The sequence below is a fragment of the Streptosporangium sp. NPDC049644 genome (assembly GCF_040675205.1).
GTDB classification, from domain to species: Bacteria; Actinomycetota; Actinomycetes; order Streptosporangiales; family Streptosporangiaceae; genus Streptosporangium; species Streptosporangium fukuiense.
In genome coordinates, this window is record NZ_JBFAOJ010000063.1 from 47,564 (window position 1) to 57,394 (window position 9,831).

The following is a 9,831-nucleotide window of genomic DNA, read 5'->3' on the forward strand; positions in this document are numbered from 1 at the left end:
GCCGGGCTCTCCGAGCCCGGCGGCTGTCGGCTACGCGCAGGAACCGCGGATTGGACAAGACGAATGAGTTCCCCCCCTCCGATCCGCTCGAAGATCCTTAAGATCCTCGTCATTCCTGTGCTCTCGCTGATCGCCCTCTGGACGGTCATCGCCTACACGGCGGTCTCGCAGATCGCCGGCATCTCCCAGACGCAGACCCGCTGGGAGGTGACCGGAGTGCCGATCCGGGACATGATCGTCGAGATCCAGCGGGAGCGTCAGCTCTCCGCGGACGCGGATGGAGCCACCGCGCAGAGCAGGCCGCTCTCCGAGCAGCGGCGAGCCACCAACCGCACGGTGGATCTGGTCCGGCAGGCGATCTCCTCCGCCGAGGGCTACGAGCCGGAGAACGCCCCGACCGACATGCGGGCCCTGAAGTCGGCCATGGACGGGCTCGTTCTGGTGCGCGCCTCCGCCGACAACGGCTCGATGAGCGCGATCCAGGTGACCGAGGCGTACAACGCCTTCATCAGTGCCGCAAACGAGCAGTTCGGCGACTCGGCGGCGCTCGCCGACGTGTCCTCCTTCCGGATCATCCGCGGCATGAGCGCCTACAGCACCACCGCCGAGTACCTGGGCAGGGAACAGGCCATACTCGCCCCCGTGCTGAAGCACGGCAGGATGACGCACGCCGAGCAGGTGGCCTTCGTCGCGGCGATGACCAGCCGAAGGAACTACCTGACCAACGCGGAGCGGGACATGGGCCCCGAACTGCGGGCGCGCTACCGGCAGGTCGCCGGGGACGCCGCCCACCAGCGGCTGCTGGCCGCCGAGAACAAGATCTTCGCATGGGACCTGAAGGGGAAGCCGCCGCTGGACGCCGCCGAGTGGAAGCGGGACTCCGGGACGGTGCTGAGCACGGTCGACCAGCAAAGCCGGGACGAACTGGCCCGCGCCACGATCAAGGGCGGCGAGCTCAGGAGTTCCGCGTTCCTGCGCGTCGGGTCGGTCCTGGGCCTGGGCCTGCTCGCGATCGTCGTCTCGATCGTGTTCTCCTACCGGTTCGGCCGCTCCATGGTCGATGAGCTGAAGCGGCTCCAGTCCTCGGCCGTGGAACTGGCGGAGGAGCGGCTGCCGCGGCTGGTCGAGCGGCTGCGCAAGGGCGAGGACGTGGACCCGGCGACCGAGGCCCCCGAATTGGATCGCGCCAACACCGCCGAGGTCGACCGGGTCGTGCACGCGTTCTCCGCGGTGCAGCGCACCGCGGTGGAGGCCGCGGTCGGCCAGGCCACACTCCGCAAGGGCGTCGGCCAGGTCTTCCTGAACCTCGCCTGGCGCAACCAGGCGCTGCTCCACCGTCAGCTCACGCTCCTGGACACGATGGAGCGTCGCGTCGAGGAGCCGGAGATCCTGGAGGATCTCTTCAAGCTCGACCACCTGACCACCCGCATGCGGCGGCACGCGGAGAACCTGATCATCCTGTCCGAGGCGGCCCCGGCCCGCAGGTGGCGCGACCCGGTACCGATCTTCGACGTGGTGCGCAGCGCCGTGCTCGAGGTCGAGGACTACACCCGTGTCACGGTCCTGCCCATGCCGCAGGCGCCGCTGCTGGTGGGCGCCGCGGTCACCGACGTGATCCACCTGATCGCAGAGCTGGTGGAGAACGCCACGGTCTTCTCGCCGCCGAACACGGTGGTCCACGTACGGAGCATGGTGGCGGCCAACGGCTTCGCGCTGGAGGTCGAGGACCGGGGTCTGGGGCTGAACCAGGCCACCCTCGACGAGCTCAACGCCAAGCTCGCCGACCCGCCGGAGTTCGACCTGGCCGACAGCGACAGGCTCGGCCTGTTCGTCGTGGCCAGGCTCGCGGCCCGGCACGGGATCAAGGTCGTGCTGCGGCCCTCGCCGTACGACGGCACCACAGCGATCGTGCTGCTGCCGCAGAGCCTCCTCGCCACCTGCGAGGCACTGGCCGCCGAGGCCGTCCCCCGGGTGCGCCGGGCGGGCGCCCATCCGGGCGGGCCGGCGCGGGAGCTGACCGCGGCGCCCGAGGTGCTGCCCGGGGCGTTCTACAGCTCGCAGGACCTGCCGGTGGCGCGCACTCCCGAGCCCTCGCCGGGATGGTTCCCCGCGCCACAGCAGCGGCAGGAGACCCCGGCCCCCTCGATACCCGTGCGGCGGGCGGTGCCCGTACCGGACATCGACGATGACCTGGACGGGTTGCCGGTGCGGGTGCGGCAGGCCAACCTGGCCCCCCAGCTCCGCCAGACACGCTCACCTGAGCGGCGCGACGTTCCCGCGCGTACTCCCGAGGAGCTCTCAAACCTCATGTCGTCCATGCAACAAGGCTGGCAGCAGGGTCGCAGCCAGGCCGAGCAGGACCAGGACGTGTGGAAGCGAAAGGATGGCCACTTCGATGCCCGACCCCAGATCTGAACTGAGCTGGCTTCTCGACGACCTGACCCAGCGGGTCCCCGGTATCCGGCACGCGATCGTGCTGTCCGCCGACGGCCTGGCGATGGGCGGCTCCCGGGAGCTGACCCGGGAGGACGCCGAGCACCTGTCCGCCATCTCCGCCGGGAGTCACAGCCTCGCGCTGGGCACCGGGCGGCACTTCGGCCTCGGCGGTGTGCGACAGACCATCATCGAGATGGAGGGGGGCTTCCTGTTCGTCACCGCGGCGGGGCAGGGAGCCAGGCTGGCCGTGCTGGCCGCGGGCGACGCCGAACTCGGCATGGTGACCTACGAGATGGCGCTGTTGGTCAAGCGCGTCGGCGAACACCTGTCCTCCCAGCCGAGGGGAGCTGCCCCGGCGCCCGCCTGGAACGGTGCGAGATCGTGACGGGAGAGGATCCCGGGCCCTTGGTCAGGCTCTTCGGGGTGACCGGCGGTCGGGCGCGCCCGATCGGGGAGAGCTTCGACCTGGTGGCCATCGTCACGACCGTCGACATTCCCTTCGAGCCGGTCGGGTTGATGCCCGAGCATCTCGACGTGCTGTCGGCCTGCCGTCGGCCGACCCCCGTGGCGGACGTGGCGGCGCACCTCAAGCTGCCGCTCAACATCACCCGCGTACTCCTCAGCGAACTGCGCCGCGAGGGCCTGGTCACCATCGACAAGCCCCGGCCGATGGGGAAGACGATCGACGAACGCATCTACAGGGAAGTGCTGCATGGAATACGCGGCCTCTGAGCCGGGCATGAGCCCGGCCGACAGCCCGGCGATGGCCATCAAGATCCTTGTCGCCGGCGGTTTCGGGGTCGGCAAGACGACCATGGTCGGTACGATCAGCGAGATCAGGCCCCTGCACACCGAGGAACTGCTGAGCGAGCGCGGCGTCGGCGTGGACGACCTCGCGGGCGTGGAATCGAAGATCACCACGACGGTGGCGCTGGACTTCGGCCGGATCACCATCCGCGACGGGCTCTGGCTCTACCTGTTCGGCACCCCGGGCCAGGACAGGTTCTGGTTCATGTGGGACGAGCTCTCCGTCGGCGCGCTCGGCGCGGTCGTGCTCGCCGACACCCGCCGGCTGCAGGACTGCTTCCCCGCGGTGGACTACTTCGAACAGCGCGGGCTCCCGTTCGTGGTGGCGGTCAACTGCTTCGACGGCGCGCGGCGGCACGACCCGATCAAGATACGCAGAGCGCTGGGGCTGGACGGGGTGGCCCCGATCATCCTCTGTGACGTGCGCAGGCGCGAGTCGGTCAAGGAGGTGCTGACCACGCTGGTCACCTACTCGGCGGGAGGCGCCTTCCAGGCGGCTCAGGCGGGCGCCTGACGGTCGCCGTTCGCCTTCGGGGGTTCGGGGCGGTCCCCGCCCCGCAGCCTGTCACGCTCTCCCAGCAGGCGGGCGGTCTCCGCGGAGACCTCGGTGGCCAGCACGGCCGACACGACGTCGATCAGGTGGCTGGTGAAGAGCCGGTCGTCCTTGCCCTCGGGGCCCGCGGCGCGGCGGGCGAGTTCCACGTAGGTCACCCGGATGGCCATGAAACGCTGGTGCAACCGGCGCAGCGCGACCTCGGAGAGCAGCGGGGCCACCAGCTCGCGCCACCGGTTGATGCTCTGACGAGGATCGTCCCGCACGCCCCGCAGAGCGGGCAGGTCGCCGCGGTGGACGAGCTGCTCCATGATCTGCAGATAGGACCGGCCGCCGTCGGGGTCGGCCAGCTTGGCGGCCATCGGCCGCACCAGCGCGGCGGCGAGGGTACGGCGGGCCTCGGCCTCCGGAAGGCTCCCCCTGGACTCGTACTCGTCGAGCAGTTGGTGGCGGCGGGCCTCGATCTCGGGATGGTGCTTGGCGAGCACCGCGTTCAGCAGCCCCGCCCGATCCCCGAAGTGGTACTGGAGCGCCGTCGAGTTGCGCTGCCCGGCGGCGGTGTTGATCTCGCGGAGTGACACGCCGTCGATCCCCCGCTCGGCGAACAGCCGCTCGGCCGCCGCCACCAGGCGCCTGCCGGTCGCTTCCGGGTTGGGGGGCATACGCGCTCCTGTCTTGCCGGTGGATCCGCCGGTCGTTAAGGTAATAATGCATCTGTCTGAAATCATCAAGCAGTCGCCTCAAAGCGGCGGCACACGGCAAGGATAGAAGGCGTCCCCTTCTGACCTGTCGGCCGGAAGGTAAGGGGAAGGACCCCATGGCCATTGATTTCACCCTCGCCCCCGAGCACGAGGAGATCCGCCGCCGGGTACGGGCCTTCGTCCAGGAGACCGTCATCCCGGCCGTCAGCGGCTTCGACGACGAGGAGAAGGCGACCAGCCGCGACGAGTACATCCGGGTCATCTTCGAGCTGCGCGAGAAGGCGCGGGCCGAGGGACTGTGGCTGCCGCACATGCCCAAGGAATGGGGCGGCATGGGCCTCGGCCACGTCGAACTCGCCATGGTGCAGTCCGAGGCCGCCAAGACCCGGCTCGGGCCCTGGGTCCTCAACTGCGCGGCGCCCGACGAGGGCAACATGCACACGCTGCTGCACTGGGCGACCGACGAGCAGAAGGAGAAGTACCTCAAGCCACTGCTCAAGGGCCACCAGATGTCATGCTTCGCGATGACCGAGCCGGAGGTGGCCGGCTCCGACCCCACGCTCATCCGGACCCACGCCGTCAGGGACGGCGACGAGTGGGTCATCAACGGCCACAAGTGGTTCATCTCCAACGCCCGCCGGTCGAGCTTCGCCATCCTCATCGCCAAGACCGAACTCGACGTGCCCGAGGGCTCGCGCGGCGGCAACACGGCCTTCCTCGTCGACCTCCCGCAGGAGGGATGGAACGACGTCCGCGAGGTCGAGACGATGCACGGCTCGACCGGCCACAGCGAGATCGTCATCACCGACCTGCGGCTGCACGACAGCCAGATCCTCGGCGGGCGCGGCAACGGCCACCGGCTCGGCCAGTACCGCCTGGGCCCGGCACGGCTGGCGCACTGCATGCGCTGGATCTCCCAGGCCGAGACGGCGCTGGACATGATGGTCGACCGCGCGCTCAACCGCTACAGCCACGGATCGCTGCTGGCCGAGAAGCAGGGCATCCAGTGGCTGATCGCGGACTCGGCGATGGAGCTCTACCAGTGCAAGCTGATGGTCCTGCACGCCGCCTCGAAGATCGACAAGGGCGAGGACTTCCGTACCGAGGTCTCGATGGCGAAGCACTTCGTGGCCAACAGTCTCAACCGGATCGTCGACCGGGCGATCCAGGTGCACGGCGCGCTCGGCTACTCGACCGACACCCCGCTGGCCAACATGCTCCAGCACGCCCGCTGGGCCCGCTTCGCGGACGGTGCCGACGAGATCCACCAGATGCGCATCGCCGAGCGTACGATCGCGGCGTACCAGAGCACGGGTTCGACCAACGCCGCGACCGGAGGGCTGCCACTTTGACCACGGGGACCACGGGGAACACGGGCGCCGGGCTGCTCGGCGGGCTGGGGGGGCAGAGCCCGGTGGAGGCGGCCAACATGGTCCGCAGCGACCGGCTGGAGGGCAGGGTCGCCCTGATCACCGGCGGCGGCAACGGCATCGGCGCGGGCGTGGCCCGGCGGCTGGCCGAGGGCGGGGCCCGCCTCGTCCTCGCCGACATCGACGACGCCGCGGGCGAGAAGCTCGCCGACGAGCTGGACGCGACCTACGTCCACTGCGACGTGTCCCGGCCGGAGGACAACGAGGCGGCGGTGGCGACCGCGATCGAGCGGTACGGCAGGCTCGACCTCGCCTTCCTCAACGCGGGCATCACCTCGGGCTGCGGGCTGGGCGAGGACTTCGACATCCGGCGCTACCGCCTGGCGATGGGGGTCAACCTCGACGGTGTCGTCTTCGGGGCGCACGCCGCGATCCCGGCGCTGCTGGCGGCGGGCGGCGGCACGATCGTGGCGACCGCCAGCATGGCGGGCATCGTCGGCATCCCCTCGGACCCCATCTACGCCGCCAACAAGCACGCCGTCGTCGGGCTGGTCCGCTCGCTCGGCCAGGATCTCCAGCCGCGGGGGATCAGGGTGCAGGGGCTCTGCCCCTCGTTCGCCGACACCGCGATCCTCGGCGAGGGCAGGGAGACGCTCCAGCAGCTCGGCTTCCCGATCCTGGAGGTCTCGGCGGTCGTCGAGACGTTCGTCCAGCTGCTCGACAGCGAGGGCACCGGCGAGTGCTGGTTCGTGATCCCCGGCCGCGAGAGCCAGCCCTTCTCCTTCCGCCGCGCTCCGGGACCGCGAGTCTGAGGGGGAGCATACCGGGGTGATTTGTCCGAATTTTGGTGGTTCATAGGCTCCGGCGGCCCGTCACGGGGTAGAGCACGAAAGGGGGTGGACCCGCGGGGTCCGCGACCCTCTTCCGCGTCGCGGGGAGGAACACATGACAGCTCGACCGCATCGGCCCACCCGGCCGGCCCGGGTGCCCGCCGGCGCCTCCACGGCGGGAGACGGCGTCGCCATGGGTTCGGGCCCGGTCATCGTGGACGTCTACCTCGACTTCCTCTGCCCGTTCTGCAAGGCGTTCGAGGAGGCGGCGGGACCGGCGCTGGCAAGGTTGGTGGCGGGCGGGGCGGTCAGCCTCGTCTACCACCCCATGGGCTTCCTGGACGAGCTGTCCACCGACCGCTACTCCTCCCGCGCGTCCGCCTCGTCGGGTTGCGCCTCGGACCGGGGGAGGTTCGTCGAGTACGCCCACGCGCTCTTCGCCGACCAGCCCCCGGAGGGAGGCCCGGGGCTCACCGACGACGAGCTGGTCGAGGTCGGCCGCCTCGCGGAGATCACCGATCCGGGGTTCGGCGGATGCGTGCGCGAGGGCGTCTACCTCGACTGGGCCGCCCACGTGACGGAGACGGCCATCGAGCGCGGGGTGAGCGCCACACCGACGGTCCTCGTCCAGAACGTCCCGGTACCCGCCAACGCGCAGGCCATCCTCACCGCCGTGCTGGCCGTCGCCCGCTCGCGCCGGTGACCGGGACACCTCGGGAAGTGCCGGAATCCCGCGTCCTCCGAGGTGCGGGGCCCCGGCACCCCCGTACGTCAGGCGGTACCGGGATCCTCCCGCACCGAGATGGCGCCCGAGGGGCAGAGCCGCTCGGCCCGGCGGACGTCGGCGTGCGACCCGGGCGGCGGTGACTCGTCGAGGAGCACGACGGTGCCGTCGTCCTCGCTCTGGTCGAACACCTCCGGCGCGGTGAGCACGCACATGCCCGCTCCGATGCACCGCGCCGTGTCAGTGGTCACCCTCAGCGCGTTCTCTACCATCTGACCGGCAGCTCCCGTACGCCGTAGATGGACATGGTGTCGCGCATGCGGACCTCCTGCGCCGGTACGGCGAGTCGTAGATCGGGGAACCGATCGAACAGCATGGGAAACGCGGTGCGCATCTCCACGCGGGCGAGCTGCTGGCCGAGGCACTGGTGCAACCCGTGCCCGAATGTCAGATGCCCACTCGCGGGGCCGGTGATGTCCAGCCGGTCGGGATCGGTGAAACGCGAGGGATCGCGGTTGGCGGCCTGGACCGAGAGGGTCACCACCTCACCCGCCCTGATGAGCTCCCCGTCCACCTCGACGTCCTCCAGGGCGGCGCGGATCGGGCCGATGTGGATGATGCTGAGATAGCGCAGCAACTCCTCGACCGCGTTGTCGGCCAACGAGGGATCGGCGCGCAGCGCGGCGAGCTGTTCGGGGTGCTGCAGCAGGGCGAACGTGCCGAGCCCGAGCATGTTGGCGGTCGTCTCGTGCCCGGCGGCGAGCAGCAGGAACCCGATGTTGCCCAGCTCCTCGTCGGTCAGCTCACCGCCGGTGACGAGCCCGCTGAGCAGGTCGTCGGCGGGCTCGGCCCGCTTGAGCTCGACGAGCCGGGCGAAGAACGCGGCGACGCGGGCGACCGCCGCGCGAATGTCCTCGACGGCGGACTCCAGGTTCAGCAGCACCGCGGTGGCCTGCTGGAACTCCTCACGGTCGGAGTACGGGACGCCGAGCAGCTCGCAGATCACCAGCGAGGGAATGGGCAGCGCGAACTCCCTGACCAGGTCCTGGGGAGGCCCGGCCTTCTCCATCGCGTCCAGCCGCTCCTCGGTGATCTCGTGGATCCTGGGCTCCAGCTGCTTCATCCGCCGCACGGTGAACTGCGCGGTGAGCAGCCTCCGGTAGCGGGTGTGGTCGGGCGGGTCCATCCGGATGAACATGCCGGGGTCGGCCGGGCGGCGCATCTCCTGCATCAGCGGGAAGGGCACCGGGACGTTCAGCAGCTCGCGCCGGGAGCTGAACCGGGGATCGGCCAGGATCGACCGCACCGCGGAGTAGGAGGTCACCAGCCAGCCGACCCGGCCGTCGGGGTAGGCCATCCGGGCGACGGGCCGCTCCTCGCGCAGTGCGGCCAGGCGCTCGGGCGGGGTGAAGGGGTCGGGGCGGCCGAAGGGAAAGGCGATCGCCTCCGCGTGGGACTCTGTCATCCGTTACTCCTGTGCAGAGGTGCGGCTGGTCTCCCTCCAGAAAACTACATCAAATGTAAAATTACAATAGGTGCAGAGTATGGTGCTGTGCAGTAAGATGTCCGCATGAGTGAGGTTCTGGGACTGCGTGAGCGCAAGAAGCTGCGCACCCGGCACGCACTCATCGCCGCGGCGATCGAGCTCTTCGTCGAGAAGGGCTACGAGCAGACGACCGTCTCGGAGATCGCCGCAGCGGCCGACGTCTCGACCCGCACCTTCTTCAGCTACTTCGCGAGCAAGGAGGACGTGGTCTTCCACAACTCGCGAGACGGCATCGACCGCGCCCTGCGGGTGATCGCCGAGCGCGGTCCCGGAGACCGGGCGGTCGACCTGCTGAGCCGCGCCATCACCTCGGGGTTCGCCGCGCTCGCCGTCGACGACCAGCTCGCCCGTGAGATAGCGCCCATCAACCACCTCGTCCTGACCGTCCCCTCGCTCAGGGCGCGCGGCCTGCTGCTCCTCTTCGACAGCCAGCAGGAGCTCGCCGAGGCCCTGCACCGGGCGTGTCCCGACGAGCTGAACCTGGCCGAGGCGTCGGCGGCCGTGGGGGCGGTGATCGGCGGGGCCAAGCTCGCCGCCCTCGTCAGCATGCGGCACGGAGCCTCCCCCGAGGAGATGCTGGAAGCCGGACGCCAGGCCACCGAGTTCACCCTCGCCGGCCTGCGCGCCACCTTCACGCCGCCCTGAACCCTCCCGCTCGGGACACGGCGGAACCCGCCCGCCGGGATGAGTACGCGGGCACTCGATCCTGTCGGTCCGCAGTTCACAGCCGAGCAGGAACATTAAGGCGACGAGACCGAACTCCCCTCGGGGTCGTGCCTGCCGGGCGGGTCAGGAGGCCGGTACCGGCCGCGGTCTTGAGCCCGAGAACGCCCCCATGCCGTACAGCAGCGGGTTTCCAGGGCC

11 protein-coding genes are annotated in these 9,831 nt (G+C 70.3%); 8 read left to right on the forward strand and 3 right to left on the reverse strand.

Annotation, left to right across the window (positions count from 1 at the left end):
• The first annotated feature begins 63 nt into the window (after positions 1 to 63).
• Genes AB0J58_RS29505 through AB0J58_RS29520 form a run of 4 tightly spaced genes read left to right on the forward strand, consistent with a single transcriptional unit; the run spans position 64 to position 3,757 of the window.
• Complete coding sequence (locus tag AB0J58_RS29505) at positions 64 to 2,415, forward strand: nitrate- and nitrite sensing domain-containing protein (RefSeq protein ID WP_364221621.1); 2,352 nt, start codon at positions 64 to 66, stop codon at positions 2,413 to 2,415.
• Positions 2,396 to 2,821 carry a roadblock/LC7 domain-containing protein gene (locus tag AB0J58_RS29510; protein ID WP_030905472.1) on the forward strand — a complete coding sequence of 142 codons (426 nt, stop codon included), beginning with the start codon at positions 2,396 to 2,398 and terminating at the stop codon, positions 2,819 to 2,821. Before AB0J58_RS29505 ends, AB0J58_RS29510 begins: the two co-directional genes overlap by 20 nt.
• 20 nt (positions 2,822 to 2,841) lie before the next feature.
• The gene (locus AB0J58_RS29515) at positions 2,842 to 3,168 is read left to right on the forward strand and encodes a DUF742 domain-containing protein (protein ID WP_355550238.1); all 327 of its coding nucleotides are present in this window, start codon (positions 2,842 to 2,844) and stop codon (positions 3,166 to 3,168) included.
• A complete protein-coding gene (locus tag AB0J58_RS29520; protein WP_343962331.1) occupies positions 3,149 to 3,757 on the forward strand; it encodes an ATP/GTP-binding protein in 609 nt (202 codons plus the stop codon). The genes AB0J58_RS29515 and AB0J58_RS29520 overlap by 20 nt, the downstream gene beginning before the upstream one ends.
• On the opposite strand, the gene AB0J58_RS29525 is transcribed toward AB0J58_RS29520, so the two are convergent.
• Positions 3,742 to 4,458, reverse strand: a complete 717-nt coding sequence (locus AB0J58_RS29525; protein WP_364221625.1) for a helix-turn-helix domain-containing protein — start codon at positions 4,456 to 4,458, stop codon at positions 3,742 to 3,744. The two genes, AB0J58_RS29520 and AB0J58_RS29525, sit on opposite strands and share 16 nt — an antisense overlap.
• Positions 4,459 to 4,613: 155 nt before the next feature.
• Between AB0J58_RS29525 and AB0J58_RS29530 the strand changes: the two genes are divergently transcribed.
• The 3 genes from AB0J58_RS29530 (at position 4,614) to AB0J58_RS29540 (ending at position 7,400) form a co-directional block, all read left to right on the forward strand.
• Complete coding sequence (locus AB0J58_RS29530) at positions 4,614 to 5,849, forward strand: acyl-CoA dehydrogenase family protein (protein WP_343962335.1); 1,236 nt, start codon at positions 4,614 to 4,616, stop codon at positions 5,847 to 5,849.
• Positions 5,846 to 6,679: an SDR family NAD(P)-dependent oxidoreductase gene (locus AB0J58_RS29535; RefSeq protein WP_364221628.1), complete on the forward strand. Its 834-nt coding sequence runs from the start codon at positions 5,846 to 5,848 to the stop codon at positions 6,677 to 6,679. The genes AB0J58_RS29530 and AB0J58_RS29535 overlap by 4 nt, the downstream gene beginning before the upstream one ends.
• Positions 6,680 to 6,812: 133 nt before the next feature.
• Positions 6,813 to 7,400 (forward strand): thioredoxin domain-containing protein, encoded by a 588-nt coding sequence (locus AB0J58_RS29540; protein ID WP_364221631.1) that lies wholly within the window; start codon positions 6,813 to 6,815, stop codon positions 7,398 to 7,400.
• A 68-nt stretch (positions 7,401 to 7,468) separates the two neighbouring features.
• Here AB0J58_RS29540 and AB0J58_RS29545 read toward each other — a convergent pair whose 3' ends face one another.
• Positions 7,469 to 7,678, reverse strand: a complete 210-nt coding sequence (locus AB0J58_RS29545; RefSeq protein WP_343962505.1) for a ferredoxin — start codon at positions 7,676 to 7,678, stop codon at positions 7,469 to 7,471.
• Positions 7,679 to 7,686: 8 nt separating this feature from the next.
• Positions 7,687 to 8,886 carry a cytochrome P450 gene (locus AB0J58_RS29550; RefSeq protein ID WP_364221634.1) on the reverse strand — a complete coding sequence of 400 codons (1,200 nt, stop codon included), beginning with the start codon at positions 8,884 to 8,886 and terminating at the stop codon, positions 7,687 to 7,689.
• Between the two features lie 105 nt (positions 8,887 to 8,991).
• Between AB0J58_RS29550 and AB0J58_RS29555 the strand changes: the two genes are divergently transcribed.
• A complete protein-coding gene (locus tag AB0J58_RS29555; RefSeq protein ID WP_364221637.1) occupies positions 8,992 to 9,612 on the forward strand; it encodes a helix-turn-helix domain-containing protein in 621 nt (206 codons plus the stop codon).
• Positions 9,613 to 9,831: the final 219 nt, after the last annotated feature.

Excerpts from the sequence above, each read along its gene's own strand:
- AB0J58_RS29505 (WP_364221621.1), top strand. The coding sequence starts at position 64 with ATGAGTTCCCCCCCTCCGATCCGCTCGAAGATCCTTAAGATCCTCGTC.
- AB0J58_RS29510 (WP_030905472.1), top strand. The coding sequence starts at position 2,396 with ATGCCCGACCCCAGATCTGAACTGAGCTGGCTTCTCGACGACCTGACC.
- AB0J58_RS29520 (WP_343962331.1), top strand. The coding sequence starts at position 3,149 with ATGGAATACGCGGCCTCTGAGCCGGGCATGAGCCCGGCCGACAGCCCG.
- AB0J58_RS29525 (WP_364221625.1), bottom strand. The coding sequence starts at position 4,458 with ATGCCCCCCAACCCGGAAGCGACCGGCAGGCGCCTGGTGGCGGCGGCC.
- AB0J58_RS29530 (WP_343962335.1), top strand. The coding sequence starts at position 4,614 with ATGGCCATTGATTTCACCCTCGCCCCCGAGCACGAGGAGATCCGCCGC.
- AB0J58_RS29540 (WP_364221631.1), top strand. The coding sequence starts at position 6,813 with ATGACAGCTCGACCGCATCGGCCCACCCGGCCGGCCCGGGTGCCCGCC.
- AB0J58_RS29550 (WP_364221634.1), bottom strand. The coding sequence starts at position 8,886 with ATGACAGAGTCCCACGCGGAGGCGATCGCCTTTCCCTTCGGCCGCCCC.
- AB0J58_RS29555 (WP_364221637.1), top strand. The coding sequence starts at position 8,992 with ATGAGTGAGGTTCTGGGACTGCGTGAGCGCAAGAAGCTGCGCACCCGG.